A 14,662-nucleotide genomic window follows, 5' to 3' on the forward strand; every position below is an offset into this window, starting at 1 on the left:
ACGTTGTGTATAGATCAGATATTGTAAATATTATTAATTAAATCTTAAAAACTAAGGAAGGAAAGCTGGTTCGTTTTATTGTTTTTATTTGTTTATTGAAAGTATTGCATAAAAAAAGCGCCTTAGTTGCCTAAGACGCTTTTGTATATTAGATTAGAATAGATAGTGAACTATCTAACTTCTTGCATAAGTTTTTTCATAAGTGGAGAAAGTGCGATTAACACTACCCCTGCGATTACTGCATATAATCCTAAATCTTTATACCCATCAGTATACGCTAATAGAGCATCATAGTTAGGATGGTTACCAGTAGCTATTTCAGAACGACTCTTAGACATAGCAGCTCCTAAGATACCTGCTACATACTGTCCGTAAGCACTAGCTAAGAACCACATACCCATCATCATCCCTTGTAGATTAGCTGTAGAAAGTTTAGTCATGATTGATAGACCAATCGGTGATAAACACAGCTCCCCTAAAGTAATAATCAATAAGGCAAAAGTAAAGAAGTCTAATGATGTCATACCTGCTGCGTCAGCGAATAGACGTGTAGCAAATAATGCATAGTATCCAGCTCCTAATAGGATAAATCCTAAACCGAACTTCATTACTGTATTTGGCTCTATTTTCTTCTTAGCCATCCAGATCCATAATAGACCTAAGATAGGTGCGATGAAGATGATGAAGAAAGCTCCTCCTGAGTTATTCACTCCGTTAGGATCTAAGTGCATACCTAGTAAATCAGAGTTTAAGTTCTTCGCTGCGAAGATGCTTAATGATCCTCCTGCTTGCTCATAGATACCGAAGAATAGAATAGAGAAGAAGATAAATACTAGGGCAGCGATAATCTTTTTACGCTCCGCACTAGTCAGCTTCGTCATTTCATAGAATAAGTAGATTAATGCTAATGGTCCTACTGTGTACATAAAGTATGCAGTATAGTCTGTGTTATCAATCATGAATACGATAACAGGTACCATCGCAAACGTAAGGATGTATGTCCCTACTTCTTTCCATAAAGGCATTTTAGTCTCACTACCATCTTTAGCTACTTGCATAGGCTGTAGTCCGATAGGTCCTAAATGACGTTTTGTAAAGATGAAGTTGATTAAACTCACTAACATCACGAAAGCAGCTAAACCAAAAGCTACACTCCAACGGTTCTCTACAGCGATAGAGTCTTGGAATAAGTGTCCTTTACCGATAGCGATACATAAGTATCCTCCGATAAGTGCTCCTAAGTTAATCCCTGCATAGAATAATGAGAAACCAGCATCAGTACGTTCGTCCCCTTTTTTGTATAAATATCCTACCATAGTAGAGATATTCGGTTTAAAGAAACCTGTACCAATTACAGTAAATGCAATACCTACGAAAAAGTAAGCGTGTGGATCTATAGCTAGAATAATACTACCTAAGATCATCATCGAGCCTCCCCAGAAAAGAGATTTACGGAAACCTAAGATTTTATCAGCGAAAATACCTCCTAAGAATGTGAATGCGTAAACGAATGCTTGTGTAGCTCCATACTGTAAGTTAGCTTGTGCTTCTTCAAAGTGTAGTTGGTCGATCATAAAGAAAACCAACATTCCTCTCATTCCATAGAAGCTAAAACGCTCCCACATCTCTGAGAAGAATAAGCTCCAGATTTGCTTAGGGTATTTACCTGAGAAATTCTGAATCTCTTCTAATGTCTGTTGTTGACTCATTTTTTTTAGTTATTTATTATTGTGCAATGCACTGTGTTCTTATCGAACACCGTGCATTAGTTTTTTCAATAATGGGTTCACTAGCATTACCATGATTGCTGCTGCAAAAGGTATTAATGTGAATAGGAAGAAGAAGTGACTAAGTGAGTACTCTTCTTTAATATTTTCGATTTGTCCCCCTAAGATGGCTGCAAATTTCTGAGCAATAGCTAAGGCTAAATACCACATACCGAACATGAATGCAAGCATCTTGCCAGGTACTAGTTTAGAAACATAAGACAGTCCTACAGGTGAGATAAATAATTCCCCTAAGGTATGGAATAAGTACGTTAATATTAGGAATATAATCGACATTTTTACTCCGTCAGTAGCTCCCATAGATCCTAAACCTAAGATTAAGAATCCGATAGCTACGAAGATTAATCCGATACCGTACTTAAATGCAGCCGATGGATTATACTTAGAATCCCACAGTTTAGACACTGTAGATGCTAACGAAATAATGAAGAATGAGTTCAAGATAGAGAACCAAGATACAGTGATCTCAGATACTTCTTTATTAAACTCTGCGTTCAACATATAGATAGCCATAGCCCAGATACCAGCAAAACAGATGAATAAAATAATATTAGACATCGCGATTTTTGACCAAGTAGCTTTTGCTAATAATATAAGTACCCATGAGATGATTAACAATGGAATCACTGTAAGACATGTATTGATAATGTTGAAAGCCATTAATGCAGTTCCTTCTAACGATCTGTCTACATAGTCTCTCGCTACAAGTACTAACGATGTAGCCCCTTGTTCGAAACTCATGAAGAAGAACATTAAGAAGAACGCTAATAAGATTACAGCGAACATTCTGTCTCTAATCACTTTTCCATAACGTAAGATACGTGAGATCACTAAGTATAAGAACGTGATAAGGGCTAGGATAGCCATGATGTTCTGTCCTCTTAATGCTTCTGTATCTAAGAATGCAAATAGATCTAGTACTCCGTTTTTAGATAATGGATCATTGAAAGCATATAATAAACCGATTACAGATACGATAGCGATTAAGATATAATCTACTAGTGTGTAAGGGTTTTTAGTATCTTGATCTTCTTTGATTTGCTCTGGTGTTTTCTCTACTGTAGTGTCTACTTTTTTAAGCTCACCTAAGTCTCCCATTAATGGTTTAGCTAACCAGAATTGGATTGTACCTAATAGCATGAAGATACCTGCTAATCCGAATCCGTAGTGCCATCCTTTAGTCTCTGCTAAGTATCCACATAGCATCATTCCGAAGAAAGCACCTGAGTTTACACCCATATAGAAGATGGTATACGCAGCATCTTTTTTGTCTGGTAATGATTTGTACATTTCTCCTAAGATAGAAGGCATATTTGGTTTAAAGAAACCTGTACCGATCACAAGACATGCAAGTCCTACGAAGAACCATAGTTTAGAAATTCCTTCTGCAGCCATCGATGCGTGACCTAAAGTCATGATGATAGCTCCGATAATTACAGCCCATCTAGAACCGATATATTTATCTGCAATAACTCCACCCAAGATAGGTGTTAAGTATAATAGCATGGCATAAGTACCGTATAGTGCACCTGCTTGTTCTGCTGACCATCCCCACCCTGAGAATGCATCGCCAAAGATAACTTTAGCTGTTAAGAATTGAATTAACAATACTCTCATTCCGTAGAAAGAGAATCGCTCCCACATCTCTGTAAAGAAAAGAACGAATAACCCTGCTGGGTGCCCAAGCACATTAGATTTAAACAGGTTTGAGTTTGTAGCTGTTTCTGCTGACATTTAAGTAAATATTAGTTTGTTTTAGTTCGTACTTATTGGTGATATAGTACTTTGGTTGGTTTTAGGTGTAAGGTTATTTTGGCTTATAAATTGTTTAAGATGAAATTAGTCATCTTTGTATATAATTGTAATCTTGTATTTCCTCCTGAGATACCGTGATTCTTATCTGGATAGATTAGCCAGTCAAAGTCTTTGTTCTCTTGTACTAACGCTTCTATCATAGTCATAGCATTCTGTACGTGTACGTTGTCGTCAGCAGTACCGTGTACTAGTAGGTAACGACCTTTTAGTTTAGAAGCATGTGTGATAGGTGAGTTATCATCATATCCAGCTTGGTTCTCCTGTGGAGTAGTCATATAGCGCTCAGTATAGATACTGTCATAGTATCTCCAGTTAATCACTGGTGCTACAGCGATAGCTAGTTTGAATACGTCGTTTCCTTGTAGGATAGCATTAGAAGACATAAACCCTCCGTAGCTCCATCCCCAGATACCTATTCTGCTAGCATCTACATAAGATTGTTGACCTAGGTATTTAGCAGCGATGATCTGGTCATCTACTTCATATCTACCCAATTGGTTTTGTGTCATTTTTTTAAACTCAGCTCCTCTGAATCCTGTTCCTCTACCATCTACAGTCACTACGATATACCCTTTCTGAGTAAGCATAGCATGCCAATAGTCGTTAGAGTCTAGCCATTTATCAGCTACTTGTTGTGATCCAGGCCCACTGTACTGATACATAAACACAGGATATTTCTTAGCAGGATCAAAGTCTTTAGGTTTCATCACCCAAGCGTTAAGCTGTAATCCGTTAACTGTAGGAATCTGTATGAATTCTTTAGTAGGTAAGTTATAGTCTACTAATTTGCTCTCTAATTCTTTATTGTTTAGAATTTCTTTTACCACTTTACCTGTTTTAGACTGTTGTAAAGTGTAAGTAGGAGCTACTGTACTAGAAGAGTACACATTGATAAACTGTTCGAAGTTAGGGCTGAATATCGCTCTATTCGTTCCTAGTTTCTCAGATAGTTTCTTTTTATTTTTTCCATTAAGGTCTATAGAATACACTCCTCTATAGATAGAACCTTCTTCTACAGACTGGAAATAAAGTTTCTTAGATTTAGTATCGATACCGTAGTAATCCGTTACTTCCCAATTCCCTTTAGTGATTTGGTTTACTAATTTACCTTCTTTGTTATAGTAGTATAAGTGGTTATGACCATCTCTCTCACTTAGCCATACGAAATCGTTGTTGTCTAAGAAGCTAAGCGTAGCTACATCTACATAAGCCTTATCTGTCTCATTTAGAATCAGTTTTTTGCTTAATGTATTTCCATCGATGAAGAATACTTTTAAGTCATTCTGATGTCTATTGATGATTTGAGCACTTAAGTATTGATTGTCATTTGTCCATTTGATTCTAGGGATATAGAAATCGTTGAACTCGCTTAAGTCTACTTTACTTGTCTGGTTAGACTTCACATCGTAGATATGGATAGATACTAGAGAGTTCTTTTCTCCTGCTTTAGGATATTTAAACTTATCTTGAGTAGGATAAAGTCCTGTTCCATATACATCCATTGAATATTCTGGAACGTCAGTCTCATCAAATTTGATATAAGCTATCTTATCTCCATTTTTATTCCAATCAAACATGCGTACAATACCAAACTCTTCTTCGTATACCCAATCAGAGATACCATTGATGATATGATTTTTCTTACCATCATGTGTTATCTGTTGTGTCTTTTGAGAAGCGATATCATAGATATATAAGTTATTCTGATACGCATAAGCTATTTTAGAACCATCATTAGAGAATGTTGGTTCAGATATTTTGTGATCTGCTATTTTAACTAGTGAATTTTTAGTTGGGTTGAACAAATAAAAATCAGTTAAAGCAGAACGACGATAAATAGGAGTGGTGTTCGTTCCTATTAATAATTGTTCTTCTTTATGATCGAAGATATAAGTATCTATCGATTTAATATCTTTAAACGCACTAGTAGAAAAGATTGTTTTTGCTTTTTCTAGTGTTTCGAAGTTATAAAGATTTATTTCTTGGTGGTCTTTAGCAACGCGCTCAATGCGTGAGTATTGATTCGATTTTTCCATCGAATTAACGGATTGCATTACTTTCGTTCTAAATGTGCCGTTCCAAATTTCTTCTTGTGCAATTTGTTTCTGAGCCAACCCAATTTGGGTAGCTATGATACAAAATAGTAGGGTTAGGTTAAGGTGTTTCATTATCTATTTAATCGAAAAAACTTCCAATTTTAATGAAAAAATATGATTTACACCAATTTATTTTTCGAATAAACCAAAAAAAGTCTAATTCTGTTGAAGCTATTTTGGTAATAAAAATCATAATATCATAAACAAAAAGTACTAATAGCTGTTTTTTTAGTTTTTTTAACCTTGTAAGAATGAGTTATCTTTGTGGCATAAACAAAAATAAAGATGGAAGGTAATATTAATGGATTCTCTAAGTTGAGTAAACAAGACAAAATCAATTGGATAGCACAAACCTATTTTTCTAATTCTGCTGATACAGTAGAATTGATAGAACAATATTGGAATTCAGATGAGGAATTACAGAAGCTTCACGATGAGTTTATAGAGAATACGATTACGAATTTCTATTTGCCTTTTGGTGTAGCTCCTAACTTTAGAATTAACGATAGATGGTACACTATTCCGATGGTGATAGAAGAGAGTTCTGTAGTAGCTGCAGCTTCTAAGGCTGCTAAGTTCTGGTCAGAACGAGGCGGATTTAAGACTACTATACTAGGGACAGAGAAGATAGGACAAGTACACTTTATATACAAAGGAGATAAGAGTAAACTAGTTCAGTTTATTAAAGATATAGATAGCAAGTTCTATGAAGATACGAACTCTATCACACAGAATATGCAGAAACGCGGTGGAGGTATCTCAGCGATCGAGCTAAGAGATAAGACTGCTGATGTGGATAATTATTATCAGCTGCATGTGACATTCGAGACAAAAGATAGTATGGGGGCAAACTTCATTAACTCTTGTCTAGAGCAAATCGCTAAAACGCTAAAAGCGGAGGCGATGAACTGTACAGCGTTTACAGAAGAGGAGAAAGCAGTAGATGTAGTGATGAGCATTCTGTCTAACTATGTACCTAACTGTGTGGTAAGAGCTGAAGTTAGCTGTCCGATCGAAGACTTGAAAGGGAAGGATATTAAAGAACCGCAGTTATTTGCAGAGAAATTTGTACAAGCTGTGCGTATCGCAGAGGTAGAGCCTTTTAGAGCAGTAACACATAATAAGGGAGTGATGAATGGGGTAGATGCTGTGGTACTCGCTACAGGGAATGACTTCAGAGCTATCGAGGCAGGAGTACATGCTTATGCTGCTCGCAGTGGTCAGTATAGTAGTTTATCTCATGCTAGTATAGAGAATGGTATCTTTAAATTCTGGATTGATTTGCCACTAGCACTTGGAACTGTAGGAGGATTAACTTCATTACACCCTATGGTAAAGGTAGCTTTAAAGATGCTTCAGAGTCCTTCTGCTACTGAGTTAATGCAAATCATAGCTGTAGCTGGATTAGCACAGAACTTCGCTGCTGTAAAATCATTGACAACGACAGGTATTCAACAAGGACACATGAAGATGCACTTAATGAATATCCTAAACCAGTTCAAGGCAACAGATGCAGAAAGAGTAAAAGTAGTAGCTCATTTCGAAAAGAATGTAGTATCCCATAGTGCAGTAGTAGAACTGCTAGAAAGCCTTCGCAAATAATGGTGAAAGAATATTATAGTAACGGAAAACTGCTTATCTCAGGAGAGTATGTCGTGCTAGAAGGGGCTAAGGCTTTTGCCTTGCCTACTAAGTATGGACAATCACTGAAGGTAAAGGAGAAGGAAGGTGACTGTATTCATTGGACGAGCTATGATGTGGACGGTAGTATCTGGATGAGTGAGGTAGTGCCTCTTCAAGATGTACTAGGTACGCATGAAATCGAACATCAATCAGAGTATTATAAAACGCTAGTAGATGTACTGCGTGCTGCACATAGACAGAATCCTTCTATCCTAGAACATTCTCTAGGGTATGAGGTGGTATCTGAGTTAACTTTTCCTCGCTTATGGGGATTAGGGACTTCTTCTACTTGGATTAATAATGTAGCGCAGTGGTTTAATATTAATCCATATCAACTATTACAGGAATCATTCGGTGGTAGTGGATATGATATTGCCTGTGCGCGTTATGATCAAGGAATCTTTTATACCCTGACGGATGTAAACCATCCGCAGGTAGAGCAGGTGTCTTTTAACCCGTCTTTTAAAGAGTATTTATATTTCGTATATCTAAATCAGAAGAAGAGCAGTAAAGAGGCTATTGCTAATTTTAAAGCGAAACGTCATGGTATTCACCATCAGGTAGAGCGTATATCAGAGATCAGTAAGGCGATGTCTGTTAGCTCTACATTAGAGGCGTTCTGTGCTCTAATGGAAGAGCATGAGCAGATTATGAGTGAGGTGTTAGGAGTCGCTACTGTGAAGCAAAGTTTATTTGCGGACTTCGACGGATCAATCAAAAGTCTAGGAGGCTGGGGAGGAGATTTTGTGATGGTCGCTTCTAAAAATGACCCTTTGGAGTATTTTAGTTCTAAAGGATATGAAGTAATAGTAAACTTTGAGAATATGATTCTTTTTTAGAAGTTTAACTACTATTTTTGATTTTAATGCTTTATATTTATCCTTTCATAATATAGTATTTTTAAAACAAAATCTATTGGATTCATTAGTGGTGCTTAGGTTGATATCGCAAAGAGACTATCATTAATTAAAGAAGAAGCATAAGTGCTATGTTTTGAGTACTGATTTAATTAAATAGAGATGTTGACCATAAGGTTTTACTAATGCTTAATGTAGGTTTTAAGTAAAGAAAGTCTGAATCTTTATGAGCAAGTTGGAGAGAATGACAATCTGGAGAGGTTATCTGTTGTAGGATAGCCTCTTTTTTTATTGTATAGTGTCCCATTTTATGTGACCATAAGTGTTTATTAGTAGGCATAAGTAGGCAATATCGTCATAGGTAGAAAGTATTATTATAGTCTTTCGTACTTTTGACACCGTATAAGAATGGTAAGAGATAGTATCGCTTAGCATAATAAAAAGAATAATATGAGAAGAGACATATTCAATATAAACGAGTACTTAGCAAATCACAAGGAAGTTCCCGAAGAAGGGATTGTGACCTTGTTGAGTTTTGTTGAGAATAAGCGTCTTGTTTCTTCAAGTAATTTTGATGAATATGGAATGCTGAATCGTGAAGTCGTTCTATATGAAGATGATCTAACAGCAGAAGGGAAGTTGGTATTTATTGATCTCTTAAAAGGTTGGTTATCGTATATAGAAGGAGATGAGAAGAAAGGAAGTGATAGTAAGTACTTGGCTCAACTTTATAAGCGTCAGAAAGAAATTATAGAGAAAATAGAAAAGTCCACGCAGTGGTCATGGGCATTGGCAGTGTCTGAACATTGGTCTGTAGGCATTAATAATCCAATAGGAGAGGGGTATCTAGAAGATACTTTATTATTTACGGCTGAGAATATAAAGGATGGTAGAGGTATATATGTGATGTATAGTAATGATAAGGTAGGGTATGAAGTAGAATATATGGAGTATAATCGTGTGCTCGGTAGTTGGGATTATGAAGGGGAGTTTAGGAAGTATGAAATCCTTTGTCAAAGTCATGATCTGGGAAGTGTGAAAGAAGTTGTACAAAAGATATTGAATCAGACAGATCAGGATTTGCTACAGTTTGTTCAGTATGGGTATTGGTATGTTGTCGTTCATAAATTGATAAGAGGAAAGAAGAGTTATCAACCCAATGAACTACTATACTTCGCTAGTAATGATAAACTGTTTATAGAGGTGATCTGGATAGATAATCAGTTTAAAGTATCGTTGGTTAAGCTTAAACACCCTGTTTCTAAAGGAACAACCAATGTGGACTTGAACAATATGTTAGAACATCATATTACGTATGCAGATACAGAAGAAGAGTTGATACGAAGATTAGAAAGGGTATTGTGTATGCCTTATGAGTTTATACCTCATTAATAATAATAAATATGAATGCATATTATAGTTATGACCATTTAGAACTCGAGGGAGTGGAAGGCTGTATCAGTTATTATGAGGTGTCTGAAGAGGGCTATTATCTGCGCAGTGTGACTAATCATAATGGCTGTTGGACGAATAGTTATATTGAGATAAGAGATCAAGAGTTCTTTTTGCCTGAAGCGTTGTTAGAAGAAGAGGATAAAGAATTTCTAAATGAAATAAGTCATGAGGAGTTTCTCGATCAATGGTCACAGAGTAAAGTACCTTATGAAGAGCATTGGGCTGTATTTAAAAAGGAGTTAGGTGATCAGGTAGAAGGAGAGATAGTCTGTTTTTATCCACAAGGTGTTATGGTCTATCTAGGAAGCTCTTTTTATGGCTTAGCAGATTATCATCAGTGCCTGTCTGTATTGTCTAGAGAGAAGATGTGTCCTGGTACAGTAGCTCGTTTTAAGGTTGAAGGAGTAGATGAAGAGAACTTTCTTGTACATCTAACAAGTTTAGTTTAACAATACTTTGTCAATTGTAATTGTTAAAATTAAACTTAAAGGGCTATTTTTGAGCCTTTAATGATGAGAGTATATATTAAATGTTAACCTTAAAAAAGAAAGTAGCGGTACAAATACAGTGTTATCTATGGATAGCACTCTTGATGTTTACTACAGTTGGGTGTTCTGCTAAGAAGGCTTTTTTTGAGGTATCAGGACTTCAGGTAGAACGTTCCTTGAATGCAAATAAAGCATTAGGCGTTAATCAGATTTCTTGTGATGTAGAGACTTCATCTGTAACTGTTTCTTCAAAGCAGTTAAAACAAAAAGTAAAAGGAATATCGTTGAGTTCGTTGGCTTATACAACGGGAGTAGACTTGGCTTTATTTCACCACAGTAAGGGAGTACAATTAGACTATATTCTTAATATAGCAGGAACCGACCCTCCTAAATATATATTATATCAGCAGTTTAAATTAGCTATAGCGTAAGGATTTATATACGTACCTAAGCCTTGTTATTCTCTAGAATGAACGAAGGAATAACGATATATGGGTTTGTATTTTAATGAGTTAAAACAAATTGATTACACTATTTTAATTTAAAATCATGCAAATTTTTAATAAGCAGTCGTATACAACGGCTGGATTTTTTACACTTGGAATTCGCTTAGTAGTTGGATGGACTTATTTCTCTGCTTTTTGGCGTAGGTTAATATTAGAGAACAAATTAATAGAAGAAGAAGCAGGATATATTGGTGCGAAGTTTAATCATTTTTTGCCAAATGCTTTAGGTATAAAACCGCTTATAGAATATCTAGTGAGTAATCCTGATATGCTATGGTGGGCGATGGTTATTTTTACAATAGTAGAGGCTATTGTAGGATTGTTTATTATGTTAGGTCTATTCACTAGGCTGATGTCTGTAGGGGTATTCTTTTTGGCGATGGGAATCTTACTAGGTTCTGGCTGGATAGGGACTACATGTCTAGACGAATGGCAGATAGGAGTGCTAGGTGTAGCTACAGGGTTTATGTTATTCTTGACAGGAGGAGGATACGGTTCTCTAGACTATTATTTTGCAAAGAAAGGCAAGGCATTTACGACTAAGAAGTGGTTTGGTTTCTTAGGCTCAGGAGAACTACCTATTAAGAATCTTAAGCCTGTAGTATTCGTAGGATCTTTTGCAGTGTTATTATTGACGTTATATACGAATCAAGTTTTCCACGGAGGAGTGTTCGGTACTCTACACAATAAGTCTGTTAAGCCTAAGCTAGAGTTGGCAGATGTGACTTGGAGAGAAGGACAGTTGAAGTTTGAAGTATATCGTGTAGAAGGTGCAGATGTATATGGATCATTCCTTATAGGTGTACAATTAGAGACAATAGAAGGAGAGGTTATTCAGAAGTGGGATGGTGAAGCACTCTCTAAACTGAGTAAAGAACAAATCAGTAATCGCTATGTAGCTAAAATAGCTCCTGGCAAACACAGTTTGATTATTCCTTTAGGAGCGAAGGCTGATCTTACTTTTGAGCCAAGTGTTGAGCATCCTAAACAGAGTGTTGTTCTTCGACTGATAGATATCAGTGGGATTGAGTGGACAGCTGAAGTGAATTAATGAATATAGTGATAAGGTAGCTTCTATTCAGCTTTTGACGGTTTGAGGATATTTGATTGAGATTAATTGTCTTTAAATAGTAAGAAGGTTGTGTTTATTTATGTAAATTGCTTAGTAAAAAAATACAATATGAGCCAAATAGATGATGTGTTAAGTTCAGTGTCCCATCGCCCTTGGGCATTGCCTGAAGGACCATGGAAGTTCTATCAAGAGTGGAATAGAGCTATCTTTTTACATTTTGAAGTGCCTCTAGAGGTACTGAGACCCTTAGTACCAGAAGATTTAGAACTGGATAGCCTAGACGGGAAGTACTATGTGTCTATCGTGCCGTTCACGATGGAGAATATTCGTCCACGTCGTCTACCTGCAGTGGGTGTGGTATCTGATTTTGATGAGATCAACGTGCGTACTTATGTTGTGATAGACGGAAAACCTGGAGTTTATTTTATCAATATAGAAGTAGGAAAGAGCCTATCTGCATTTGTATCTCGTACGATATCTGGGTTGCCTTATGAGAAGTCAGATATAATTCGTGAGAAAAATGCTTATTTGTCTTTGAATGAAAAGAAACGCTTCTTTTTAAAACTTGAATATCAAAAAGGGGAGAAAGTTAAGGATAAGACTACATTAGATTTGTGGTTGACAGAGCGTTATTGTCTGTATGTATATGTACATGAGGAGCTGTTTCGATATCAGATACACCATAAAGAATGGCCTATTAGAACAATAAAATTTGATACAATGGAGTTTGATTATAGTATAGGCGATCTGCACTTGACAGAAGCTGATGTGATTGCACAACATTATTCTAAAGGTGTTGTAGTGGTATCATGGGATAAAGAAAAAATCAAACTCTAATAATGTATATAATGACAAGATTACTTTTTTTGTGCTGTAGTTTTTTGTTTATCTCTTCTGTTGTGATGGGACAAAATACAAGAAACTTAGAGCGTACCTTACAACCTAAATGGAAGATGCAGATATACGACAAGGAGTCTCCTGTTAAGGCAAAGACGCTATTGTATAACGATATTCCGAAGACCTTTGACTTTAGAGGAACTGTAATGGAATCTATTAGTTGGAAAGATAAAGAAGGAGAGAAAATATTGATCCTAACGACTACGGGGTATTTCCCTTATAGAGACTTGTCTCAGAAAGGGTTTGGTCAGTATTCTTCTGGAACGAAAGGTGAAATCTATATGTATATGTTCACGAATAAAGACGATGATAATGGCTATGTGATGACGATGAAGATGTATGATGTCGTACCCTGCGGTGAAGGAAGCCCTGCACCATATATAGGATATGTACCTATGGGGACAGTTGTTACTGATTTAGATAATGATGGAGTGACTGAAGTAATCGTGTCTTATGTGACGAGCTGTAATGATGGAGAGAAAGGAGAATATGATTTAAAAGTCATGTTGTTTAATGGTGAAGAGAATATTCTAGCCAAAGGAGCATTTATACCTAGCGAGGGCAAAGTAGATAAACCTGTGGTAGAAAAGGCAGATAAGACAAAGAAAGTATTCTCTAAGTCGGTAGAAGAAGGCTGGAAGAAAATAGCTAATAGTTTTAAATAATAAAAAACGCATAGATACCACTATGCGTTTTTTATTATTTATGTTTGTGTTATCATTCGCTATATTAGTAACTATGAAATACAGAATCGAAATACCAGAACCCTGTCATGAAGATTGGGATAAAATGGCTCCTCAAGATAAAGGGAGACACTGTGCTGTATGTGATAAGGTAGTCGTTGACTTCTCTAAAGCAAGTAAGCGAGATATCATCAATTATATTAAGAAAGAGGGAAAAATATGCGGACGTATTCCACGTCAGTATATAGGTACAGACTTAGAAGAAGAGAAAATCAGAAAGTCTTTTGGACTGAATGGTATGGTGGCTACAATGGTAAATTTGTTAGCACTAACAACTATAAGTACAGCTGTAGCTCAAGAGAAACCTAAGGTGGAATCTGTATGTCAAGATACTAAGACAAGTACTCCTTTACCAACGTTAGTTCAGAATGAAACTAAGAATGAGAATACAAGAGTGATTAAAGGAAAGGCTTATGAGGGTGGATTAGAATTACCAGGTGTAAGTATTATAATAAAAGGGACTTATATAGGTACGCAGAGTAATCTAGCAGGAGAATATGAATTAGTTATTCCTGAAAAGTATAATAATAAACGACTAACAATAGTTGCAAGTTTTGTTGGGATGAATGATGTGAAGGTACGAGTAGGTAAAACAAAAGATAATGTTGACTTCCATTTAGAATCGAGTGGTGAAGCTTTGGGAGGTGCAATTGTAATTGGATATTAAATAAAATAAAAATAAATGAAGAGAAGTAAAGGGTTATTAATAGTAGGATTATTAATGATATCTATAGGTACAAGTCTAATAGCAATGCAAAACTTTGGGATAGGGCTATTTCTGCTTATTTCGGCAGTAGTAGTATTGTTGTTTGCCTTAGTGATCGGAGCTAAAGAAAAGAGAGCTTCTAAGAACTAAGTTAGACGACTTTTTAGGGTGATAATTTTATTCTCTCTTCCCCAGTCGTAGGTCTTAGATGTATCTGATACATATTGAAATAACAGAAGTGCTTTGCTATTTAGGAGAGCACTTTTTTCGTTTAAAGAATCTTGAGTTTTGAGAGCTAGTAGTCTTAGGATGTCAGCCAGTGATTCTATATTTTCGATATCCATTCCCTCTATGGTTAATAAGTAAGTCAGAACTTCTTCATCTGTAAGCAGGATAAATTTGTCTAGATCTAGATGTAAGTTCTCCTTAAGAGACGAGGTGAAGTCTTGTACTTGCTGTTCGGTCTCGAAGTCATCGATAGGAAGCGAATTAAAAACGGCTCTAAGTAATTGAGCCGTTTGTTGTATCATTCTAAGGACAAGGTCTCTTTTTTCCAT

At 36.1% G+C, this 14,662-nt stretch carries 14 protein-coding genes; 10 read left to right on the forward strand and 4 right to left on the reverse strand.

All coding sequences use genetic code 11. The annotated features are described in order from the left end of the window. Nucleotides 1–170: 170 nt before the first annotated feature. The 3 genes from BK054_RS07270 to BK054_RS07280 form a co-directional block, all read right to left on the reverse strand. Nucleotides 171–1,709, reverse strand: a complete 1,539-nt coding sequence (locus tag BK054_RS07270; RefSeq protein WP_071307178.1) for a peptide MFS transporter — start codon at nucleotides 1,707–1,709, stop codon at nucleotides 171–173. 39 nt (nucleotides 1,710–1,748) lie between these two features. Beyond that, nucleotides 1,749–3,521 (reverse strand): peptide MFS transporter, encoded by a 1,773-nt coding sequence (locus BK054_RS07275; RefSeq protein ID WP_006257524.1) that lies wholly within the window; start codon nucleotides 3,519–3,521, stop codon nucleotides 1,749–1,751. A gap of 83 nt (nucleotides 3,522–3,604) precedes the next feature. After that, a complete protein-coding gene (locus BK054_RS07280; RefSeq protein ID WP_071307179.1) occupies nucleotides 3,605–5,770 on the reverse strand; it encodes a S9 family peptidase in 2,166 nt (721 codons plus the stop codon). Nucleotides 5,771–5,983: 213 nt separating this feature from the next. Between BK054_RS07280 and BK054_RS07285 the strand changes: the two genes are divergently transcribed. From BK054_RS07285 to BK054_RS18435, 10 genes are all read left to right on the forward strand, one after another. Further along, entirely contained in the window at nucleotides 5,984–7,300 is a 1,317-nt protein-coding gene (locus tag BK054_RS07285; RefSeq protein WP_071307180.1) for a hydroxymethylglutaryl-CoA reductase, degradative, read from the forward strand. After that, nucleotides 7,300–8,220, forward strand: coding sequence for a GYDIA family GHMP kinase (locus BK054_RS07290; protein ID WP_071307181.1), 921 nt, complete (start codon nucleotides 7,300–7,302; stop codon nucleotides 8,218–8,220). Before BK054_RS07285 ends, BK054_RS07290 begins: the two co-directional genes overlap by 1 nt. Nucleotides 8,221–8,688: 468 nt before the next feature. Continuing rightward, on the forward strand, nucleotides 8,689–9,630 hold the full coding sequence (locus BK054_RS07295; RefSeq protein WP_071307182.1) for a hypothetical protein: 942 nt from the start codon (nucleotides 8,689–8,691) through the stop codon (nucleotides 9,628–9,630). 11 nt (nucleotides 9,631–9,641) lie between these two features. Continuing rightward, nucleotides 9,642–10,142, forward strand: coding sequence for a hypothetical protein (locus BK054_RS07300; RefSeq protein WP_071307183.1), 501 nt, complete (start codon nucleotides 9,642–9,644; stop codon nucleotides 10,140–10,142). Nucleotides 10,143–10,222: 80 nt separating this feature from the next. Further along, complete coding sequence (locus BK054_RS07305) at nucleotides 10,223–10,612, forward strand: hypothetical protein (protein WP_006257518.1); 390 nt, start codon at nucleotides 10,223–10,225, stop codon at nucleotides 10,610–10,612. 118 nt (nucleotides 10,613–10,730) lie between these two features. Beyond that, nucleotides 10,731–11,738 (forward strand): TQO small subunit DoxD, encoded by a 1,008-nt coding sequence (locus BK054_RS07310; RefSeq protein ID WP_025125723.1) that lies wholly within the window; start codon nucleotides 10,731–10,733, stop codon nucleotides 11,736–11,738. Nucleotides 11,739–11,867: 129 nt separating this feature from the next. Next, a complete protein-coding gene (locus BK054_RS07315; protein ID WP_071307184.1) occupies nucleotides 11,868–12,596 on the forward strand; it encodes a YqjF family protein in 729 nt (242 codons plus the stop codon). 11 nt (nucleotides 12,597–12,607) lie between these two features. Then, nucleotides 12,608–13,321 (forward strand): M949_RS01915 family surface polysaccharide biosynthesis protein, encoded by a 714-nt coding sequence (locus BK054_RS07320; protein WP_006266234.1) that lies wholly within the window; start codon nucleotides 12,608–12,610, stop codon nucleotides 13,319–13,321. A gap of 22 nt (nucleotides 13,322–13,343) precedes the next feature. Continuing rightward, nucleotides 13,344–14,066 carry a carboxypeptidase-like regulatory domain-containing protein gene (locus BK054_RS07325; protein WP_071307185.1) on the forward strand — a complete coding sequence of 241 codons (723 nt, stop codon included), beginning with the start codon at nucleotides 13,344–13,346 and terminating at the stop codon, nucleotides 14,064–14,066. 15 nt (nucleotides 14,067–14,081) lie between these two features. Next, the gene (locus BK054_RS18435; protein ID WP_167363341.1) at nucleotides 14,082–14,255 is read left to right on the forward strand and encodes a hypothetical protein; all 174 of its coding nucleotides are present in this window, start codon (nucleotides 14,082–14,084) and stop codon (nucleotides 14,253–14,255) included. On the opposite strand, the gene BK054_RS07330 is transcribed toward BK054_RS18435, so the two are convergent. Beyond that, nucleotides 14,252–14,662 (reverse strand): hypothetical protein, encoded by a 411-nt coding sequence (locus tag BK054_RS07330; RefSeq protein ID WP_006257512.1) that lies wholly within the window; start codon nucleotides 14,660–14,662, stop codon nucleotides 14,252–14,254. The genes BK054_RS18435 and BK054_RS07330 overlap by 4 nt on opposite strands.

Origin of the sequence: Myroides sp. ZB35 (genome assembly GCF_001865835.1) — a bacterium.
GTDB classification, from domain to species: domain Bacteria; phylum Bacteroidota; class Bacteroidia; order Flavobacteriales; family Flavobacteriaceae; genus Flavobacterium; species Flavobacterium odoratimimum.

Excerpts from the sequence above, each read along its gene's own strand:
- BK054_RS07305 (WP_006257518.1), top strand. The coding sequence starts at position 10,223 with ATGTTAACCTTAAAAAAGAAAGTAGCGGTACAAATACAGTGTTATCTA.
- BK054_RS07330 (WP_006257512.1), bottom strand. The coding sequence starts at position 14,662 with ATGGAAAAAAGAGACCTTGTCCTTAGAATGATACAACAAACGGCTCAA.
- BK054_RS07290 (WP_071307181.1), top strand. The coding sequence starts at position 7,300 with ATGGTGAAAGAATATTATAGTAACGGAAAACTGCTTATCTCAGGAGAG.
- BK054_RS07295 (WP_071307182.1), top strand. The coding sequence starts at position 8,689 with ATGAGAAGAGACATATTCAATATAAACGAGTACTTAGCAAATCACAAG.
- BK054_RS07280 (WP_071307179.1), bottom strand. The coding sequence starts at position 5,770 with ATGAAACACCTTAACCTAACCCTACTATTTTGTATCATAGCTACCCAA.
- BK054_RS07315 (WP_071307184.1), top strand. The coding sequence starts at position 11,868 with ATGAGCCAAATAGATGATGTGTTAAGTTCAGTGTCCCATCGCCCTTGG.
- BK054_RS07320 (WP_006266234.1), top strand. The coding sequence starts at position 12,608 with ATGACAAGATTACTTTTTTTGTGCTGTAGTTTTTTGTTTATCTCTTCT.
- BK054_RS07275 (WP_006257524.1), bottom strand. The coding sequence starts at position 3,521 with ATGTCAGCAGAAACAGCTACAAACTCAAACCTGTTTAAATCTAATGTG.
- BK054_RS07310 (WP_025125723.1), top strand. The coding sequence starts at position 10,731 with ATGCAAATTTTTAATAAGCAGTCGTATACAACGGCTGGATTTTTTACA.
- BK054_RS07300 (WP_071307183.1), top strand. The coding sequence starts at position 9,642 with ATGAATGCATATTATAGTTATGACCATTTAGAACTCGAGGGAGTGGAA.
- BK054_RS07285 (WP_071307180.1), top strand. The coding sequence starts at position 5,984 with ATGGAAGGTAATATTAATGGATTCTCTAAGTTGAGTAAACAAGACAAA.
- BK054_RS07325 (WP_071307185.1), top strand. The coding sequence starts at position 13,344 with ATGCGTTTTTTATTATTTATGTTTGTGTTATCATTCGCTATATTAGTA.
- BK054_RS07270 (WP_071307178.1), bottom strand. The coding sequence starts at position 1,709 with ATGAGTCAACAACAGACATTAGAAGAGATTCAGAATTTCTCAGGTAAA.
- BK054_RS18435 (WP_167363341.1), top strand. The coding sequence starts at position 14,082 with ATGAAGAGAAGTAAAGGGTTATTAATAGTAGGATTATTAATGATATCT.